Origin of the sequence: Streptomyces sp. NPDC050674, from assembly GCF_040654575.1 — a bacterium.
GTDB lineage: Bacteria > Actinomycetota > Actinomycetes > Streptomycetales > Streptomycetaceae > Streptomyces.
Window position 1 is genome coordinate 211,082 of sequence record NZ_JBFAIG010000011.1, and the last position, 18,038, is coordinate 229,119.

At 72.5% G+C, this 18,038-nt stretch carries 21 protein-coding genes and 1 pseudogene; 11 read left to right on the top strand and 11 right to left on the bottom strand.

The genetic code is table 11. From position 1 onward, the window contains the following. Nucleotides 1-2: 2 nt before the first annotated feature. Nucleotides 3-956 carry an endonuclease/exonuclease/phosphatase family protein gene (locus AB0I06_RS20165; RefSeq protein WP_363120180.1) on the bottom strand — a complete coding sequence of 318 codons (954 nt, stop codon included), beginning with the start codon at nucleotides 954-956 and terminating at the stop codon, nucleotides 3-5. 134 nt (nucleotides 957-1,090) lie between these two features. On the opposite strand from AB0I06_RS20165, the pseudogene AB0I06_RS20170 reads away from it, so the two are divergent. The 3 genes and pseudogenes from AB0I06_RS20170 to AB0I06_RS20180 all read left to right on the top strand — a co-directional run. After that, nucleotides 1,091-1,416, top strand: a pseudogene (locus tag AB0I06_RS20170) (amidohydrolase); the annotation flags it as partial. A 131-nt stretch (nucleotides 1,417-1,547) separates the two neighbouring features. Next, entirely contained in the window at nucleotides 1,548-2,258 is a 711-nt protein-coding gene (locus AB0I06_RS20175; protein WP_363120181.1) for a DUF899 domain-containing protein, read from the top strand. 155 nt (nucleotides 2,259-2,413) lie between these two features. Further along, on the top strand, nucleotides 2,414-2,596 hold the full coding sequence (locus AB0I06_RS20180; protein WP_363120182.1) for a hypothetical protein: 183 nt from the start codon (nucleotides 2,414-2,416) through the stop codon (nucleotides 2,594-2,596). Between the two features lie 134 nt (nucleotides 2,597-2,730). On the opposite strand, the gene AB0I06_RS20185 is transcribed toward AB0I06_RS20180, so the two are convergent. Both AB0I06_RS20185 and AB0I06_RS20190 read right to left on the bottom strand, forming a co-directional pair. After that, on the bottom strand, nucleotides 2,731-3,165 hold the full coding sequence (locus tag AB0I06_RS20185) for a hypothetical protein (RefSeq protein WP_363120183.1): 435 nt from the start codon (nucleotides 3,163-3,165) through the stop codon (nucleotides 2,731-2,733). Continuing rightward, entirely contained in the window at nucleotides 3,162-3,869 is a 708-nt protein-coding gene (locus AB0I06_RS20190) for an ATP-binding protein (protein ID WP_363120184.1), read from the bottom strand. The genes AB0I06_RS20185 and AB0I06_RS20190 overlap by 4 nt, the downstream gene beginning before the upstream one ends. Nucleotides 3,870-4,112: 243 nt before the next feature. Here AB0I06_RS20190 and AB0I06_RS20195 point away from each other — a divergent pair, with 243 nt between their 5' ends. The 3 genes from AB0I06_RS20195 (at nucleotide 4,113) to AB0I06_RS20205 (ending at nucleotide 6,160) form a co-directional block, all read left to right on the top strand. Beyond that, a complete protein-coding gene (locus AB0I06_RS20195) occupies nucleotides 4,113-4,973 on the top strand; it encodes a helix-turn-helix transcriptional regulator (protein ID WP_363120185.1) in 861 nt (286 codons plus the stop codon). Next, nucleotides 4,974-5,228, top strand: coding sequence for a DUF397 domain-containing protein (locus tag AB0I06_RS20200; protein ID WP_248501366.1), 255 nt, complete (start codon nucleotides 4,974-4,976; stop codon nucleotides 5,226-5,228). A 119-nt stretch (nucleotides 5,229-5,347) separates the two neighbouring features. Continuing rightward, nucleotides 5,348-6,160 carry an SAM-dependent methyltransferase gene (locus AB0I06_RS20205; RefSeq protein WP_363120186.1) on the top strand — a complete coding sequence of 271 codons (813 nt, stop codon included), beginning with the start codon at nucleotides 5,348-5,350 and terminating at the stop codon, nucleotides 6,158-6,160. 54 nt (nucleotides 6,161-6,214) lie between these two features. Here the strand turns inward: AB0I06_RS20205 and AB0I06_RS20210 are convergent, their stop codons facing one another. Further along, nucleotides 6,215-7,627 (bottom strand): PLP-dependent aminotransferase family protein, encoded by a 1,413-nt coding sequence (locus tag AB0I06_RS20210; protein WP_363120187.1) that lies wholly within the window; start codon nucleotides 7,625-7,627, stop codon nucleotides 6,215-6,217. 47 nt (nucleotides 7,628-7,674) lie between these two features. Between AB0I06_RS20210 and AB0I06_RS20215 the strand changes: the two genes are divergently transcribed. Beyond that, a complete protein-coding gene (locus tag AB0I06_RS20215) occupies nucleotides 7,675-8,160 on the top strand; it encodes a carboxymuconolactone decarboxylase family protein (RefSeq protein ID WP_363120188.1) in 486 nt (161 codons plus the stop codon). Between the two features lie 96 nt (nucleotides 8,161-8,256). Here AB0I06_RS20215 and AB0I06_RS20220 read toward each other — a convergent pair whose 3' ends face one another. The 3 genes from AB0I06_RS20220 to AB0I06_RS20230 form a co-directional block, all read right to left on the bottom strand. Next, nucleotides 8,257-9,747 carry a glutamate synthase subunit beta gene (locus tag AB0I06_RS20220; RefSeq protein WP_363120189.1) on the bottom strand — a complete coding sequence of 497 codons (1,491 nt, stop codon included), beginning with the start codon at nucleotides 9,745-9,747 and terminating at the stop codon, nucleotides 8,257-8,259. Nucleotides 9,748-9,869: 122 nt separating this feature from the next. Beyond that, the gene (locus AB0I06_RS20225) at nucleotides 9,870-10,349 is read right to left on the bottom strand and encodes an anthrone oxygenase family protein (protein ID WP_363120190.1); all 480 of its coding nucleotides are present in this window, start codon (nucleotides 10,347-10,349) and stop codon (nucleotides 9,870-9,872) included. Between the two features lie 182 nt (nucleotides 10,350-10,531). Next, complete coding sequence (locus AB0I06_RS20230) at nucleotides 10,532-11,230, bottom strand: DUF2293 domain-containing protein (RefSeq protein WP_363120191.1); 699 nt, start codon at nucleotides 11,228-11,230, stop codon at nucleotides 10,532-10,534. Between the two features lie 123 nt (nucleotides 11,231-11,353). Here AB0I06_RS20230 and AB0I06_RS20235 point away from each other — a divergent pair, with 123 nt between their 5' ends. Continuing rightward, nucleotides 11,354-11,995: a uridine kinase gene (locus tag AB0I06_RS20235; RefSeq protein WP_363120192.1), complete on the top strand. Its 642-nt coding sequence runs from the start codon at nucleotides 11,354-11,356 to the stop codon at nucleotides 11,993-11,995. 182 nt (nucleotides 11,996-12,177) lie between these two features. After that, nucleotides 12,178-12,606, top strand: a complete 429-nt coding sequence (locus AB0I06_RS20240) for a CBS domain-containing protein (RefSeq protein WP_363120193.1) — start codon at nucleotides 12,178-12,180, stop codon at nucleotides 12,604-12,606. 164 nt (nucleotides 12,607-12,770) lie between these two features. On the opposite strand, the gene AB0I06_RS20245 is transcribed toward AB0I06_RS20240, so the two are convergent. Further along, nucleotides 12,771-13,898 carry a magnesium and cobalt transport protein CorA gene (locus AB0I06_RS20245; protein ID WP_363120194.1) on the bottom strand — a complete coding sequence of 376 codons (1,128 nt, stop codon included), beginning with the start codon at nucleotides 13,896-13,898 and terminating at the stop codon, nucleotides 12,771-12,773. 270 nt (nucleotides 13,899-14,168) lie between these two features. Between AB0I06_RS20245 and AB0I06_RS20250 the strand changes: the two genes are divergently transcribed. Next, entirely contained in the window at nucleotides 14,169-14,960 is a 792-nt protein-coding gene (locus AB0I06_RS20250) for a methyltransferase domain-containing protein (RefSeq protein WP_363120195.1), read from the top strand. On the opposite strand, the gene AB0I06_RS20255 is transcribed toward AB0I06_RS20250, so the two are convergent. Together AB0I06_RS20255 and AB0I06_RS20260 are read right to left on the bottom strand one after the other, a co-directional pair. Continuing rightward, the gene (locus tag AB0I06_RS20255; protein ID WP_363120196.1) at nucleotides 14,896-15,900 is read right to left on the bottom strand and encodes a sugar kinase; all 1,005 of its coding nucleotides are present in this window, start codon (nucleotides 15,898-15,900) and stop codon (nucleotides 14,896-14,898) included. The two genes, AB0I06_RS20250 and AB0I06_RS20255, sit on opposite strands and share 65 nt — an antisense overlap. 100 nt (nucleotides 15,901-16,000) lie before the next feature. Further along, complete coding sequence (locus tag AB0I06_RS20260) at nucleotides 16,001-16,909, bottom strand: pseudouridine-5'-phosphate glycosidase (RefSeq protein ID WP_363120197.1); 909 nt, start codon at nucleotides 16,907-16,909, stop codon at nucleotides 16,001-16,003. 105 nt (nucleotides 16,910-17,014) lie between these two features. Between AB0I06_RS20260 and AB0I06_RS20265 the strand changes: the two genes are divergently transcribed. Then, nucleotides 17,015-17,443: a VOC family protein gene (locus AB0I06_RS20265; RefSeq protein ID WP_363120198.1), complete on the top strand. Its 429-nt coding sequence runs from the start codon at nucleotides 17,015-17,017 to the stop codon at nucleotides 17,441-17,443. A 16-nt stretch (nucleotides 17,444-17,459) separates the two neighbouring features. Here AB0I06_RS20265 and AB0I06_RS20270 read toward each other — a convergent pair whose 3' ends face one another. Beyond that, nucleotides 17,460-18,014, bottom strand: coding sequence for a methylated-DNA--[protein]-cysteine S-methyltransferase (locus tag AB0I06_RS20270; protein WP_363120199.1), 555 nt, complete (start codon nucleotides 18,012-18,014; stop codon nucleotides 17,460-17,462). Nucleotides 18,015-18,038: the final 24 nt, after the last annotated feature.

Genomic DNA, 18,038 nt, shown 5'->3' on the forward strand with positions numbered 1-18,038 from the left:
GTTCAGACGCCGACCCGCACCCACACCGGAGCGTGGTCCGACCCGGGCGCGCCCCGGCGCTGCGCCGGGTCCGGGCCGACCGACGGCAGCGGGGACGGGCCCTCGCCGGGCAGACCCGTGCCCGCCGCCGACGCCCGGCGCACCAGGCGGTGGCTCAGCAGCACGTGGTCGATCAGCTCCCGGCGCCCGGAGTTCACCCGGGACCAGCGCTGCCCGGGCGGGATGAGCGGGGCCACGTCCCACAACCGCGTCGCGTCGCCCCGGTCGGGCCGGTCGTGGCCCGGCGTGCCGATCTCGGAGCCGGGCGGGCCGAGCAGGATCTGTGTGGTCGCCGCCTGCACCTCGTCGTTCAGATCGCCCAGTATCGCCACGTCCCGGCCCTGCCCGTCACCGTCGAGCAGTTCGTCCGCGACGGCGCGCACGGCGCTCGCCTCGGCCGCCCGCCGGTACAGGGCGTAGGCCGCGTAACGGGCCCGTTCGCCCTCGTCGCGTGGGTGGAACCGGCCGTTCGGATACGACAGCAGCTTCGACTTCAGGTGGCACACCGCCACCCGCAACGGCCCGTTCCCGCCGTCGGCCTCGACCGCCAGGACACCCCGCCCCGCCTGCCCCGCCGTCACCCCCGAATCGTCCGCCTGCACGGGACGCAGCTCCGCGGGGAACGCCCGTGTGTCGGCCACCACCGTCACCGCCGTACGGCTCAGGAACCCGACGCGTATGCCCCGGTTGTCGGCATGCTCGGACAGGGTGACGTGCCAGTCGTCGTCGAGCATGCCGGCCAGGTCCTTCAGGGCCTCGGGGTCCCCGACCTCCTGCACCCCGAGAAGGGCCGGATCGAGTTCGGTGACGACGGCGGCGAGCGCGGCGAGTTTCGCCTCGTAGCCGGCCTCGTCCCTCGGGCCGTACGGGCCGCCGGGCCGGTAGAGGTTCTCCAGGTTCCAGGTGCCGAGGAGCATGCCGGGCTCCTTTCAGAAGCCGACAGACGGGGTGATGAGGCCAGGGTGCGCGCCCGGGCCGCCCCGCGACAGAGCCGTGACGGGATGCGCGGTTCGGCCCGTGCCGCCCTACGACACCGTCGTACGTCGGCGCGGTGACGTCTTCTGCCGCGGACAGTCCCGCCGAGCTCATCATCAGCGCATGTACCGTCCTCACGCACGACGATCAAGAGCGGGTCGGGTTCACACGGGACGCCGCGATCGTCGTACGGGACGGTGCCGTCGAGGCGGTCACGACCACCTGCGAGGCCGCGGAGCCGCCCGCCGCCGAGCGGATCGACGCCTCCGGGCAGGTCGCCCTGCCCGGCCTGGTCGACACACGCACGCGTCGATGGTCGCGCTGCGCGGCCTGGCCGAGGACCTCCCCACCGAGGAGTGGTTCAACGACGTGGTCTGGCCGGTCGAGGCCAACCTCACCGACGGGGCATGGAGTTGGGGCACTACGACAGCTGAGGGCCCGCGCCCACGCGCCGGAAATCCTCCCGCGCGGCGATGAGTTCCGCCCCTCCCGCCGGTCACCACTGGCGACGGACCGTTGTCACAGGAGGGCCCATGTCGCTTCCGGAGATCGTCTCGCGCGGCCAGTGGCGCGCGGCGCGTGCCGAACTGCTGCTCAAGGAGAAGGCCGTCACCCGCGCCCGGGACGCGCTCAACGCCGAGCGGCGCAGTCTGCCCATGGTGGAGGTCGACAAGGAGTACGTGTTCGAGGGCGGTGGGGGCACGTCCCCGCTCGGGGGAGACAAGGCCACCCTGCTCGACCTGTTCGAGGGCCGGCGCCAGCTCGTCGTCTACCACTTCATGTTCGCGCCCGAGTGGGACGCGGGCTGCCGCAGCTGCTCCGGATTCCTGGACCAAATAGGGCATCTCGCCCACCTCGCGGCGCGGGACACCTCGTTCGCTGCCGTGTCCCGGGCCCCCTACCGGAGGCTGCTGCCGTTCAAGGCGCGCATGGGCTGGACGCTGCCCTGGTACTCGTCGTACGGCAGCGACTTCAACCGTGACTTCGAGGTGACCCTGGAGCGCGAGGGCGAGCTCGTGGAGCGGCCCGGCCTCAGCTGCTTCCTGCGGGACCGCGACCGGGTCTTCCACACCTACTCGACCTACGAGCGTGGCCTGGACGGCCTGGGCTCCACCACCAGCCTGCTCGACCTCACCGCACTGGGTCGGCAGAAGGAGTGGGAGGAACCCAAGGGGCGTGCGTCGGCCTTTGGTGCGCCTGCGGGAAGTGAGCGCGTCCGGTATCACGACGAGTACGACGACTGATACGGAAAGTGAACACATCCGCCAAGAAGCTGAGAGGTTGGTCACACTTAGCGGTGAACGCGTGTCAACTACGTCTCAGAACCGTCACTTCGCGAGCCGTTGACCCCATGGTTGGCGTTTAACTCTACGAGTACAGCGCTACATGGAGGTGCAGGGTGAACGGGCGAACAGTGCTCGAGCGCTTTCCCGCCGGTGGGCCGCGCGGCTCCTGGCCTGCGGAGGAGTTCGCGCAGGCGCGGCGACGGGAAGGTCTGCCCGCAGAGGTCGTCATGGACCTCGCCTCGGACATGTTCCTGGTGATCGTGCGCAGCGGGGACGTGGCCGACGCCACGGCCTGAGGCATGCTCCCGCCCGCCTCCGGAACGGCCCCGGTGGGCGGGCGTACGGGGTGGAACGCTCCGCCTGAGCGCGTACGGCTCGGCGTAGAGCTCCCCCGGAGGCCGGTGGCCGGCGGCTCCTCGGTGAGGCGTGTCTACGCGCTGACCGGGCGGGACCAGGACGGTGCCGTTCCCGTGGCCCGGCACAGGGCCAGGTAGAGGGGGATCGGCGGCGTGTAGGGAAGCGTGCCGTCGGGGCGGTGGATCAGGTCGGGGACCTCGAGCAGGTCCGGGACGACCGCGCCGGTGACGTAGCGCGCCGGGGCGGGCCACTCCAAGGCGTGGTCGGAGTCCGACGGAACCAGCCACCACCAGTGCGTCGCATCGGCGTAGACGCAGCCCACACGGGGCAGCCGGGGCATCACCAGCGGGCCGACGCGGGCGGGGACCGCGACCGCGTCGCAGCCGAGCGGGGCGGTCATGCCGTCGGGCACGGGCAGGCGCAAGGCCTGGCCGGGTGCCCGCAGTCCGCGCCCGGCGCGGACCAGTGTGTCCAGGGTCAGCACACGGCCCGAGTGCACAGGGCTCATGCGCGCCCCCGGTCGTGGCGGCGCTCCTGCGGGGGAACCTCCGGGGCGCCCGGGCGGTGGCGCGCCCGGGAGGTGTCGTCCCCGTGGTCGTCCCCGTCGTCGGAAGGGCCACGCTTCGGTCGGGCGCCCCAGCCCAGGTCGGCTCGGGGCCCGGCGGGCTCACCCGGGGCGTCGGCCGTGCGGAGCGGCTCGGCCACCGTGTCGGGCGGCTCGGCCGCCGTGCGGGGCAGCTCGGCCCAGACCAGCAGTCCGGGGCCGTCCTCATGGGCGCCCCAGGCGTGACAGAGGGCGTCGACGAGGAGCAGTCCCCTCCCGTGCTCCTCCTCGGGCCGCGTCCGGCTGGCCGCGTGGGGCTGGCCCGGGGCGCAGCCCTCGTCGCGCACGGCTATCCGCACCAGGTCGTCGCCGTCGTGCAGCTCGCACACTATGTGGGTGCTCGCCGTGTGCACGATGGCGTTGGTGACCAGCTCGGAGACCACCAGGGCCGCGCTGTCGCACGTGTCCTCGCACACCGACCAGCCGGTCAGCCGGGCCTGTGTCAGGCGTCTGGCCCGGGCGGGGGAGCCGGGATGTGCGGCCAGCTCGAAACGGAACCGGCGCTCGGCGGCGACCCCGAGGGGAGCCTCTCCGGCGGCGGCGCCAAGGCCGGAAGGGCCTGCGGCGGCATCTGTTCCTAAGGGCGCGGACGGAATCACGCTTGCCACTATCGCCCCGCCGTGAACACTTGGCAAGTGTCACTCTGAAAATTGCAGAGTGCTGTGTGACGGTCTGGAAGGCCGTGGCACACTGCTCGCAACAGCACCCCGCGCGGCGCCAGTTGAGATCCTCGAAGATTCGTTCGAAACGCATGTTCGGATTCATCTTCTCGAAAAGGTCTTCGAATGGCGCCGCCGGGCTGTCAGCGTCTTTTTCGGTCGGCACGTCAGAACTCTTCATGGAGGTGGAGCGTGAGTGAACCGCGGTCCGCACCGACGGTCGGCCAGGTCGTACTCGGCCGACGATTGTGGGATCTGAGGGAACGCGCCGGGATGAAGCGCGAGGAGGCCGCGCGCATCCTCCGCGTCGCCCCCGCCACGGTCCGCCGGATGGAAATGGCCGAGGTCGCGCTCAAAATCCCGTACCTGCAACTGCTCCTCAAGGCGTACGGAATCTCCGACGAGGAGGCCGAAGCCTTCGTCCGGCTGGCCGAGGAGGCCAACCGGCCCGGCTGGTGGCAGCGCTTCCACGACATCCTGCCCGGCTGGTTCTCGATGTACGTGAGCCTGGAGGGCGCGGCCGGCGTCATCCGCAGCTACGAGCCGCATTTCGTCCCCGGGCTGCTCCAGACCGAGGACTACGCGCGCGGGGTGCTCCGGTCGGGCGCCATCGGCCAGACCCGGCCCGAGGACATCGAGCGTCACGTCGCGCTGCGGATGCGGCGCCAGGACCTGCTCACGCGCGAGGACGCGCCCCGGCTGTGGGTCGTGATGGAGGAGACCGCGCTGCGGCGCCCGGTCGGAGGTCCGGAGGTGATGCGGGCCCAGATCGACAAACTGCTCGACGCCACCGGGATGCCCAACGTGACGCTGCAGATCGCTCCGTTCGCCAACGGGCCGCACCCGGGCACGTACGGGCCGTTCGTGCTGTTCCGATTCGCCATGCCCGAACTGCCGGACATGGTCTACAGCGAGTACCTGACCGGCGCGGTCTATCTCGACGCGCGCACCGAGGTGGCCACCCACCTGGAGGTCATGGACCGCATGGCGGCGCAGGCCGCTACGGCACATCGCACGAAGGAGATCCTCCGGGATCTCCGCAAGGAGCTGTGAATGGATCGCATCAAGCCGCGCAAACACGTCTACAACGGCATGCCCGCGCGTGACTTGGGCAGCGAAGGCTGGCACAAGCCGTGGAGCGGCGGAAACGGAGGCAACTGCCTGGAGGCGATGAAACTCGCCGACGGCCGGATCGCGCTGCGCCAGTCCACCGACCCGGACGGCCCCGCGCTGATCTACACCACGGCCGAGATGACGGCCTTCATCGAGGGGGCGAAGGCGGGGGAGGCGGACTTCCTGCTGTCCTGACGCGATCGCCGTCGCCGTCGCCCGACTTCCTCACGTTGCTTGCGTTCCTCGCGTTCCCTGCGTCGTCACTGAATCGCCGGTGCTGAAATGACCACCCTCTGCGCCTTACGGAGTGCCACATGACCGGGCAGGACCCCACCTCGGCCGTCCAGATCGACACCACCCGACCCCATCCCGCGCGGATGTACGACTGGTACCTCGGGGGCAAGGACAACTATCCGGTCGACGAGGAGATGGGCCGGCAGATGCTCGCCCTGGACCCCAGGGTGCCGGTGATGGCGCGCGTCAACCGTGCCTTCATGCACCGGACCACGCGCTGGCTGGCCGGCAACGGCGTACGGCAGTTCCTGGACATCGGCACCGGCATCCCGACCGAGCCCAACCTCCACCAGATCGCCCAGGAGACCGCCCCCGACGCCCGGGTCGTCTACTGCGACAACGACCCCATCGTGCTCGCCCACGCGGCGGCCCTGCTGCGCGGCACGGACGAGGGCGCGACCGAGTACCTCCAGGCCGACGTGCGCGACCCGGACGCCATCTGGGAGGGCGCGAAAAAGGTCCTGGACCTCACCCGGCCCGTCGCGCTGTCGCTCGTCGCCCTCCTGCACTTCGTCTCCGACGAGGACGGCGCCCACGACCTGGTCCGCCGGCTGGTCGCCGAACTGCCCTCCGGCAGCTACCTGGTGATGACCCACGCGACCGCCGACTTCACCCCCGAGGAGTCTAAGGCGGCCACGGAGAAGCTGCGCGCCGCCGGAGTCACCCTCGCCCTGCGCTCCCGCGAGGAGTTCACCCGCTTCTTCGACGGCCTCGACCTCGTCGAACCCGGCGTCGAGGTGCCGCACCGCTGGCACCCGGAGCTGGGTGAGCCGGTACCGGGGCAGGACGACGGGGTGATCCCGGGCTACGGGGCGGTCGGACGCAAGGCGTAGTCCTTCCGGGGGCTTCCATTTTCGCTTGGGGCGCCGGGTTCCGCTTCGGGGCGGTCACGGCGGCGGCAGCGCACCGCACAGCGCCTCCAGGGCCGGTCCGTAGGCGTGCTCGGAGGGCGTGGCGTAGCCCACGACGAGGCCGTCGTCCGCGGGCATGTCCGTCTTCGGGTGCCGGAACGCGGCGAGGCCGTCGAGGGCGATGCCCTGCCACGCGGCGGCCTTGACCGCGGACGCCTCCGTGCCGGGCGGCAGCCGCAGCACCGCGTGCAGCCCGGCCGCGACGCCGGTGGCCTCGACGTGCGGCGCGTGCTCGGCGAGCGCGGCGACCAGCCGGTCCCGGCGGCCGCGGTAGCGCTGCCGCATCCTCCGGACCTGCCGGTCGTACGACCCGGAGGCGATGAAGTCCGCAAGGCTCAGCTGGTCCAGGACGCTCGCCCACGCCTCGCGTTCGCCCTTGGTGGCCAGGACGGCCCCCGCGTAGCGCTCCGGGAGCACCATCCAGCCCAGCCGCACCGCGGGCGACAGACTCTTGCTGACCGAGCCGATGTGGATCACCCGCTCGGGGTCGAGCCCCTGGAGGGCACCGACCGGCTTGCGGTCGTAGCGGAACTCCCCGTCGTAGTCGTCCTCCAGGACCAGCCCGTCACGCGCGCGTGCCCAGTCGATCACGGCGGCCCGGCGCTCGGGATGCAGCGGGCCGCCGGTCGGGAACTGGTGCGCCGGCGTGAGCAGCACCGCCCGCTCGCGCCCCAGCCGGTCCACCCGCGCGCCGTGTTCGTCGAGGGGGAGCGGCACCGTGCGCACCCCGGCCGCGGCCAGGATCTCCCGGTGGAACCCGAGCCCGTACGCCTCCACCGCGAGCGGCCCGCGCAGGACACCACCCGCGAACAGCAGCCGCAGCGCGTGCGCGAAACCGGAGCAGATCACGATCCGGCCCGGCTCGGTCCGCACGCCCCGCGCGCGAGCCAGGTACTCCGTGAGTGCCTCGCGCAGCTCCGGCCGCCCGGCGGGATCGCCCGGACCGAACACCTCGTTGGGGGCCTGCTGGAGAGCCCTCCGGTAGGAGGCCAGCCACGCGGTGCGCGGGAACGCCGAGACGTCCGGCGTGCCTTGTCTCAGATCGTGCCGGGGGCCACGCGCGCGGGGCGGCGCCTTCTTGGGCACGCGAGCGGCGGGCCGCAGCGGCTCGGCGCGCTCGGCGACCCGGGTGCCCGAGCCCTGCCGTGCGGTGAGCCAGCCCTCCGCGACGAGCTCCGCGTACGCGTCCGCCACCGTGTTGCGGGCGACGCCGAGGTCCGCGGCGAGCGAGCGGTACGGCGGCAGCCGCGTGCCCGGAGCGAGCCGTCCGCTGCGCACGGCCTCCCGCAGGGCCCGGATCAGCGCCGCCCGCCTGCCGCCCGGCCCGGTCAGCTCCAGATGCAGATCGGACCCGATGCCCTCCGCGGAATTGACCCACGATGTCGCCATGGAAATGCACCCTACAGCGGGTCTATCCGCCTCGTAGATTCGAGGGCATGACGACGCACACGAGCATGTACGACACCCAGGCGGCCCCGGTCCGGCTGGAGTTCGCCAAGTCCGCGCCCAAGGCCTTCCGGAGCCTGATCGCCTTCGACGCCGCCGCCCGCGAGGGCCTCGACCCGGCGCTCGTCGAGCTGATCCAGATCCGCTCCTCGCACCTCAACCACTGCGCGTACTGCCTGCACATGCACACCAACGACGCCCGCAAGGCCGGCGAGAGCGAGGACCGGCTGCACATGGTCGCCGTGTGGCGCGAGGCCCGCCACTTCTTCTCCGAGCGGGAACAGGCGGCCCTCGCCCTCACGGACGCACTGACCCTTGTCGCCGACGCCGGGGTCCCGGACGACGTCTGGGCACGGGCCGCCGCACAGTTCGAAGACGGCGAACTGGCCCAGGTGATCGCCCTGATCTGCACGATCAACACGTGGAACCGGGTGGCGCTGGCGACGCGGAAGGTGGCGGGAACGGACGAACGGTGACGCCCTGGGATGTCGTGGGGGCTGGACGAGCGGGGACGCCCCCGGGTCGGGACGATCGGTGGCATCCCTCGGCCGGCAGGGCGGCCGGGGCGGGCGCTACACCGCCATCGGCCGGTCGTACGGTCCGATCGGCGCCGGCAGTCTCGAACTGCCCGTCAGGTGACGGTCGACGGCCGCCGCCACCGCACGCCCCTCGGCGATCGCCCAGACGATGAGCGACTGCCCCCGGGCCGCGTCCCCCGCGGCGAACACCCCGGGCACGTTCGTGGCGAAACCGGCGTCCCGCGCGATCGTCCCGCGGGGATCCAGCTCCAGCCCCAGCTGGTCGACGAGGCCGTCCTCCCGGTCGGGCCCCGAGAAGCCCAGGGCGAGCAGCACGAGGTCGGCGGGAAGCCGCCGCCCGGTGCCTTCCACCGGGCGGCGGCGCGCGTCCACCTCGACCAGGTGCAGTGAGCGCACATGTCCCCGCGCGTCACCGTCGAAGCGCAGCGTGGACGCCGCGAACAGCCGCGCGTCCGCGTCCGCGACCGGGGCGGTGCGCAGGTCACGGGCTTCTTCATGGGCGGCGGACAGCCGGTAGATCCGCATCGGGTACGTCGGCCACGGCTCGGTGTCCTCGTCGCGCTCCGCGTCCGGCAGCGCGTAGATGTCCAGCTGGGTCACGGACGCGGCGCCCTCCCGGACGGCCGTGCCCAGGCAGTCCGCCCCGGTGTCACCGCCCCCGACGATGACCACGTGCTTCCCGGCGGCCGACAGCGGGGACGCCTCCAGATCTCCCTCACACACCCGGTTCGCCAGCGGCAGGTACTCCATCGCCTGGTGAATGCCCGTCAGTTCACGCCCGGGCACCTGGAGTTCACGCCAGGCTGTCGCACCGGTGGCCAGCACCACCGCGTCGTAGCGGGTCCGCAGCTCGTCGGCCCCGATGTCCCGCCCGACCGCCGTCGACGTCCGGAATTTCGTCCCCTCGGCCCCCATCTGCTCCAGCCGCCGCTCCAGATGGTGCTTCTCCATCTTGAACGCCGGGATGCCGTACCGCATCAGCCCGCCGGGCCGGTCGTCCCGCTCGTACACGGCGACCGTGTGCCCGGCCCGGGTCAGCTGCTGGGCCGCGGCCAGCCCCGTCGGTCCCGAACCGATCACCGCGACCGTCCGGCCGGACAACCGCTCCGGCGGCCTCGGCGGCGCGAAGCCCTCCTCCCAGACCCGGTCGGCGATCGCGCACTCGACGTTCTTGATGGTGACGGCCGGCTGGTTGATCGCCAGCACACAGCCCGCCTCACACGGTGCCGGACACAACCGGCCGGTGAACTCCGGGAAGTTGTTGGTCGCGTGCAGCCGCTCGGCGGCCGCCCGCCAGTCGTCCCTGGACACCAGGTCGTTCCACTCGGGGATCAGATTGCCCAGCGGACAGGCGTCGTGACAGAAGGGGATGCCGCAGTCCATGCACCGGTCCGCCTGCTCGCTGATGATCGGCAGCAGGGCCCCGGGGACGTACACCTCGTCCCAGTCGCGCGCCCGTTCCTCGACCGGCCTGCGCGGCCACTCCTGGCGGGGCGTGGTCATGAAACCCTTGGGATCGGCCATGGCCGTCTTCCTTGCGTGCGCGTGTGACGGGCCGTGCTTCGTGCTCTTTCGCCACGATACGTCCCCCTGAGGGGCGGTGCCTGTCGCCGCGGGCGGCGGTGGCGGATGGGCCCGGGCGGGGGTCAGGTGAGGGCCAGCACATACGCGAGTGCCGCTCCCGCCGAGGCGGCCGTGCGCACGTGGTTCCACAGCGTCCACTCCCGCACATACGACGGCCAGTACGCCGCCGCCTCCCGTGAGCCCGGCTCCAGCTCCGCCAGCGCGTCGTTGCGCGGCACGTTGGCGACCATGGTCAGCCCGAACGATCCGAACAGGTACAGCGCGCTGCCCACCAGCAGCTCCACCGCCCCCTCCTGCGGCCACAGAACGAACGTCACCACCGCGATCACGGCACACAGCACGGCCGTGCCCAGGAACACGACCATGAAGGGCGGCGTCACCGCCGCGACGTTGATCGCCTTCATCGCGGCCACCCCCTGCGCGGGCGGCAGCATGCCGAGGCCCCGCATCACGAAGGTCGAGAACCCGCAGAACACCCCGGCCACCAGACCGGTCCCGAGCACCCCCAGCACCGTCAGAGTGAAGTACGGTCCGCCGATCATGTCTTCTCCCGTCCGTCGAGCCGGCATCCCGCCCGGCACCCTTTCTCGATCCCAGTGAATTCCCCCCACGGGCACCCTGACCATGGCCGAACGGCGCGGCGCCATAAGCGAACGTCCACGGCCCGTCGAAGGGCCTGGCGTCGAGGGACGGCACGAGGCCGGGCGTCGCGGGGCCTCCCGCCTCACCCGGCGGAACCGACCCCCGCCTCGGTCCACCCCCTCAGCACCGTCGCCACCATCGGCGTGATCCGCCGCCGCGCCTCGTGTCGCGGCACGCCGCTCATCAGCAGCCGGTCGTACGGCGTGTCCAGATGCCGCACGGACGCGACGACCGCCGAGGTCACCGCCCCCTCGGTCAGCGCACGCCCCGCCGCGCTGCGGCCCACCCGCCCGCTGCCCCGCTCCGAGGCGTGCAGGGCGATGGCCCGCGCGCGATCGGGTGGGCACCCCGGAAACAGCCGCAGGATCTCGGCCGCGAACGCCTGGGCGAACAAGGCGTCCTGAGCCGCCCGCCGCCGCGCGTCCCGCACCCGGCGCCGCCGTCTCGCCTCGCCGTCCGCGAGACACCGCTGCTCCGCCCTCGCCAGCGCCGCCTCCTCGACCATCACCCCCTGCCGCTCGTACCGGCCCTTGCGCCGGTTGAACCGCACGACCACCGCCGACAGCGTGCTCTCCTCCCGCGACCTGCGGGTCAGCGCGGTGTCACCGCTCGGCAGGAACACCAGATGAGCGAGGTCGGCACAGTCGAGACAGCGCGGGGCACCGTCCTCGAGGACGAGCGCAGGCAGCGGCCCCCGCCGGCACTCGGCGCAGTGACGCCGCCTGAGGGGCTGGAAGACGAGGAGTCCGGTCAGGGGCGGGAGCATCGTGCGGGGGGCCATGAGAGGTTCATTCCCCCTGACGGCGGAGCGAACTACGCATGTCCCTACAGACCCAGGCGATCCGGTCCCCGCCCCTGCGCGGCAGCGCTGGACGCGACGTCTCCCGTCCCGGTCTGACGCATCATGGGCCCTGTGCGACTCGAAGCGATCACCTGGGAACGGCTCGGCGACCTGCTCGCCGAGCGGCTGCTCGGCCTCAAGCCCGCCGACGGCTCTCCCTGGCTTCGTGTCGCCCTCGACGGCGCCCCGGCGGCCCGCCCGGGCGACCTCGCCGGCCGGATCTCCGAGGCGCTGCGCGTACGCGGCCGCTCGTCGCTCGTCGTGGGGACGGAGGGTTTTTTGCGCCCCGCCTCCGTACGGCTGGAGTACGGTCACCAGGACGTCGAGGCCTACTACAGCGGCTGGTACGACACGGGCGCCCTGTGGCGTGAGGTGTTCGGCCCGCTGGAAGCCGGCGGTGACGGCCGCGTCCTGCCCGACCTGTGGGACCCGGACGCCGACCGCGCGACCCGCAGTCCCTACGTCCAACTCCCGCCAGGTGGAGTGCTGTTGCTGCACGGACCCTTCCTCCTTCGGCACTGGTTCCCCTTCGATCTGAGCGTCCACGTCCTCCTCTCCCCGGGCGCCCTGCGCCGTCGCACACCCGAGGCCGGGCACTGGACCCTTCCGGCGTTCGAGCGCTACGAGCAGGAGACGGATCCGGTGAGCACGGCCGACGTCCTGGTGCGCGCCGACGACCCTCGCCATCCCGCGTGGAGCGGCTGAGCGGCTGAGGTGCTGAGGAGCTGCGCCGACAGGTCGCTGGGCGGCTCGGAGGCCGAGCCGGGGCCCGGCCGGTGGCGGCGGGTTCCGTGTGCGGGCATCCGGTGGCGCGGCGAGAATGAAGGGCGCCGGGACTCGCGGTGCGTCCGGCGCCGCGCCGGCCGTCCGGCACCGGGAGGCACTCCATGACCACCGCCGGAGACATCATGCACCGCGGCGTCCAGTGGATCCCCGCCCACGAGACCCTCGACCGGGCCGCCCAGCTCATGCGTGAACTGAACGTCGGCGCCCTGCCCATCAGCGACGAGAACGAGCGGCTCTGCGGCATCCTCACCGACCGCGACATCGTCGTCGGCTGCGTCGCCATGGGCCACGACCCCGGCCGGGTCACCGCGGGCGAGATGGCCAAGGGAACGCCACGCTGGATCGACGCGGACGCCGATGTCGGCGAGGTGCTCCGCGAGATGCGGGAGCACCGGATCCGCAGGCTGCCGGTGATCCAGGACAAGCGCCTGGTCGGCATGATCAGCGAGGCCGACCTCGTCCGGCACCTCGCGAAGGACCAGATCGCCTCCTGGGCGCAGAGCGTCTACGCCACGACCGCGACGCACTGACCCCTCGACCGCGACGCGCTGACCCCGCCGGCCTCCGCCGGACAGGACTCCACCGCACCGGACCCAGGTCATCGCCGCACGCGCTGACGGCGCGAGTCACGGCCTCACGCGCTGACGGCGCGGGTCACGCCCTCATGCGCCGACGGCGCACGTCACGGCCCGCGTCACAGCCAGCCGCTGCGCCGGAAGCCCCGGTACAGCGCGAGACAGGCGACGGATATCACGCCGATCACCATGCCGTAGCCGTACCGCCAGTGCAGCTCCGGCATGTGATCGAAGTTCATGCCGTACACCCCGCAGACCATCGTCGGCACGGCGACGATCGCGGCCCATGCCGTGATCTTCCGCATGTCCTCGTTCTGCGCGACCGTGACCTGCGCGAGGTGTGCCTGGAGGATGGAGTTGAGCAGTTCGTCGAAGGCCGCGATCTGCTCCTTGGCCCGCAGCAGATGGTCCGAGACGTCGCGGAAGTACGCCTGTATCTCCGGGTCGACCGCGCGGATCGGCCGGGTGGCGAGATCCTCCAGCGGCCGGCTGAGCGGCACCACCGCCCGCTTCAGTTCCAGCAGTTCACGCTTGAGCTGGTAGATGCGCCCCGGGTCGGTCCGCGCACCGGCCTCCGAGAACACGTCCGTCTCGACCTGGTCGATGTCCGCCTGCACCGAGTCCGTGACCGTCAGATAGTCGTCCACCACGTGGTCCGCGAGCGCGTGCAGCACCGCCGACGGGCCCTTGGCGAGCTGGCCGGGATCGGACTCCAGCTCCTCGCGCAGGGGACCCAGGGAGCCGTGCCTGCCGTGCCGCACCGTGATCACGAAGTCCGCGCCGACGAACACCATGATCTCGCCGGTGTTCACCACCTCGCTGGTGGCGGTGAGTTCCTCGTGCTCGACGTAGCAGACCGTCTTGAACACCGCGAAGAGCGTCTCGCCGTACCGCTCCAGCTTGGGGCGCTGATGGGCTTCGATCGCGTCCTCGACGGCCAGCGGGTGCAGATCGAAGAGCTCGGCGATGCCCGCGAACTCCTGGTCCGTCGGCTCGTGCAGACCGAGCCACACGAAGCCTTCCCGGCTCTTGCGCACCCGCTCCACGGCGTCCACCAGATCGCCGCGCGCGGGGGCGCGCACTCCGTCCCGGTACGTCACGCAGTTGACCACCGAGGAGCCCAGCGGGGACCGGGCCGGGTGGCTCAGATCGACGCGGGGGCGTCGCCGGGCCAGCCGAGCCACCTTGCGAAGACCACCGACCCCGCCGAGGCTCGTGACCTTCCGCAGATTCCCTGCCATGGACATTCCGGATCTCCTTGCGTGGAACTCCTCGCGCCGTTCCTGCGCCTTGGCGCGTCAGTCTGCCAGGCCCGCGTGAGCTGCGGGTAAGCCTGTGGATACGGCCCATTCCGCTTGGTTCCCGGCTGTGGACGAACCGCGCGCCGACGCCATGCCCCCCACATGTCGACGCCTGCCCGCGCCCGGCGGTTCTGGCGTACGGCGGCCTGCGACGCGCCTCTCGGTGCCGGAGCGTCGACGAGTACGGATAAGTCGGACAACTGGGATGATCGTGGCATGACGCGAACCGACGGGTACCTCCTCGACCACCGGCGAACCGAGGCGGCCGAACACTTCAGCGCCTTCGCCACCCTCTTCGACCCCACGACGTTCCGGCATCTCGAAGCGCTCGGGATCGGATCCGGCTGGCGGTGCTGGGAGGTCGGCGCCGGCACCACCGTGGTGTCCTGGCTGGCCAAGAAGGTCGGACCGACCGGGCGCGTCCTGGCGACCGACACCGACACCTCACGGCTCGCTTCCGCCGCCCGGCCGCCCGTCGAGGTGCGCAGGCACGAACTCGGCACGCACGAGCCGCCAGGGGATGGCTTCGACCTGGTGCACGCCCGCCTCGCCCTCGTCCACGTGACCGACCGGGAACGGGCGTTGCGGTCCATGGTCGCGTCCCTGCGCCCGGGCGGACGCCTCCTCGTCGAGGACGCCGACCCCTCCCTCCAACCCCTGCTCTGCCCCGACGAGTACGGTCCCGAACAGCAGCTCGCGAACCGGCTGCGGCAGGGCTTCCGCACCCTCCTCGCCGACCGCGGGACCGATCTCCCCAGCGGCCGCACCCTGCCGCGGCTGCTCCGGGAGGCCGGACTGACCCGGGTCCACGCCGACGCCTACTTCCCCCTCTCCTCGCCGGCCTGCGCGGCCCTGGAGTCCGCCACGATCCGCCAGATCCGCGACCAGCTCGTCACCGCGGGCCTCGCCACGGACCAGGACATCGACCGGCACCTCGTGAACGTCACGTCGGGTGTCCTCGATCTGACGACGGCCCCGATGATCTCGGCGTGGGGGCGGAAGCAGTAGGCGGTGGTAGTGGCCTGCCGCCCACCGTCTCCACCGCTCGCGCACCCGCCCGGCAGCCCTCCGCCGAGGCCTCCTCCGGCCCCGCGCCCGCGAGCAGGGCGGCGAGGAACGCGCCGGTGAAGGCGTCACCGGCACCGGTCGTGTCCCGTGGCGTCGCCGGCACGGCCGGAATCCGGGCGCGCACCTTCCCCGAGCGGGCCACGACAGCGCCCTCGTGGCCCTGTTTGGCGACGACCAGCGGCACGCGCAGGCTCAGCTCCGCCGCCGCCTCGGCCGCGTCCGCGAGACCCGTCAGCAGCCGGGCCTCGTCCCGGCTGGGCAGCAGGACGTCCACCCCCTCCACGAGCGCCAGGAACCGCTCGGCGCCCAGCTCCGCGAGGAAGCCGGCCGATGCCGGATCCAGACTCACCGGCACCCCCCGCGCCTGTGCGGCCTCCACCGCGACCCTCACCAGGGCCCGGCTCGTCCCGGAGAACAAGAGATAGCCCGACAGGTGCAGCCGGGCCACACCGTCCAGCAGCGCGTCCGACCAGTCGGCGGGTTCGAGCCGCAGCGACGCTCCGCTGTCCGTGAGGAACGTCCGTTCCGCCGACGCGCCCCCGTCGACCATGCAGATCACCGTGCCGGTCGGCGCCAGCGGGTCGACCACCAGCCGCGGACGCACGCCCTGGGCGACCAGCTCCCGCTCGTGCCAGGCCGCCGCGTCCGCCCCCACGCGCCCGAGCAGCCGCACGTCCGACGCCCCCTGGCGGGCCGCCCAGCAGGCCACGTTCGCGCCCGCCCCGCCCGCCACCGTCCGGATGGAGGCGGACGTGTCCGTACCGGCCGCGAGCGGCCCGCGGTGCCGTGCGACGACATCGGTGATGACGTCCCCGACGACCAGCAGCCCACGCCCGGCCCCCGGCCCCGCACCGCCCTGCGCCGGCTCGGCGCGGCTCACCACGGCACCCCCACCGCCCCGGCCCCGCCTGGCGAAGCCCCCGCTCCGGCCCCCTTCGCCCCTGCCCGGCTCGCCGCGGGCCCCGCGCCGCCGGTCACCGTCACCCCCGGCTCCAGGCCGCCGCGATCCGGGCCGCCAGGCGTACGTTGCCGCGCACCGCCGCCAGGTTGGCGCTCAGGGAGGCACCGTCGGTGTGCCGCACCAGGTAGTCGAGCAGGAACGGTGTGACGGCCTGGCCGGAGACCCCTTCCTCCTCACACGCGTGCAGCGCGTCCGCGAGCACGCGTGCGTGCAGCTCCGGATCGAGCTGCTCCTCCTGCGGGACGGGGTTGGCGATGATCAGCGCGGACTCCGGCCCGCCGAGTGCGTCCTGGGCCCGCATGACGTCCGCCACCTGCTCCGGCGTCTTCAGCGTCCAGTCCACCGGATGCCCCGAGTCGGAGAGGTAGAAGCCGGGGAACCTGCCGGTGCCGTAACCGGCCACGGCGACCCCCAGGGTCTCCAGCCGTTGCAGGGTCGCCGGAACGTCCAGGATCGACTTCACCCCGGCGCACACCACGGTGACGCGGGTACGCGCCAGCAGTCCCAGGTCGGCCGACTCGTCCTGCGTCAGCGTCCACTCCCGGTGCACCCCGCCGAGCCCGCCCGTGGCGAAGACCCGTACCCCCGCCAGCGCCGCGAGCAGCGCGGTCGCCGACACCGTGGTGGCCCCGTTCGCCCCGGACGCCAGCGCGAGCGGCAGGTCGCGGTGGCCGAGCTTGCGGATCCCGTCCTCGTTCGCGACCCGTTCCAGCTGCTCCTTGTCCAGGCCGACGTGGGGCCGCCCGTCGAGTACGGCGATCGTTGCGGGCACCGCGCCCTCCTGCCGTACGGCCGTCTCCAGCTCCAGCGCCACCTGGAGGTTGCGCGGCCGCGGCAGCCCATGGGCGATGATCGTGGACTCCAGAGCCACGACGGGCCGACGCGCGTCGATCGCCTCCCGCACTTCTTCGGACACCACCAGCACCACGCGCCCGCCTCCTGCCAGTCGGTCAGTCGTCTTCCTCATCTCTGGCGGGCGGCGCGCCCGACCAAACCCTTGCGGGCCAGCGGAGTCGCCACGAGCCTGGGGTGCATGACGGATCACACGCCACGTCTCGACCATGTCGTCCTCTGGGTGCGCGACCCGCTCGCCGCCGCGGACTTCTACGAGAAGGCCGTCGGTATGGAAGCGGTCAGGCTGACGGAGTTCGCGGCGGGCGAGGCACCGTTCCCGTCCGTGCGCGTCAACGGCGAGACCATTGTCGACCTCATGCCGCTGACCTACGCGCGGCGCATGACGATGCTGCCCGGCTCCGCCGAGAGCGCGGGCCACCCGGTCAACCACGTCTGTCTGTCACTGTCCCGCGACGGCTTCGACGCCCTGCGCAGCCGCCTCGAAGAATGCTCCGTACCGATGTCGGACCTCTCCCACGACTCCTTCGGAGCCCAGGGCAAGGCCACCCGAAGCTTCTACTTCCGCGACCCGGACGGCAACGTCTTCGAGGCCCGGCACTACGACTGACGACCGGGCCCCGCTCTCAGAAGAGCGGCTCGGGCAGGACACCCTCCAGGGCGAGCAGCCTGCGCTTGGTCTCCAGGCCGCCCCCGAAACCGCCGATGCCGCCACCGCTCTCGACGACACGGTGACAGGGCACCACCACCGGCAGCGGATTGGCGCCCATCGCCATGCCCACGGCCTGGGCGGCGCCCGGCTGACCGACCCGCCCGGCCAGATCGCCGTATCCGACGACCTGGCCGTACGGGACGCCCGAGGCCAGTTCGCGCAGGACCTCCCGGTTGAAGCCGGAGATCAGCGACCAGTCCAGCGGCAGGTCGAAGTCGCGTCGCTCACCCGCGAAGTACGCCTCGACCTGGCGTATCGCCTCGGCCAGCAGCGGGGAGCCGGGTGCCTCGACGGGCTCGGTGCCCAGCCGTGACGCCAGCCGCTCGACCGCCCGGTCCCGCACCGCGTCCGTGGCGTGGAACACGACGTTGACCAGGCCGTCCCGGCTCGCGGCCAGCAGCAACGGCCCGATCCGGCTCTCCACGACCGCCCACACGACGCGCGGTTCGACCTGCCCCTGGCTGTCCATGCGCTCCACAGTAGGACCACCCAC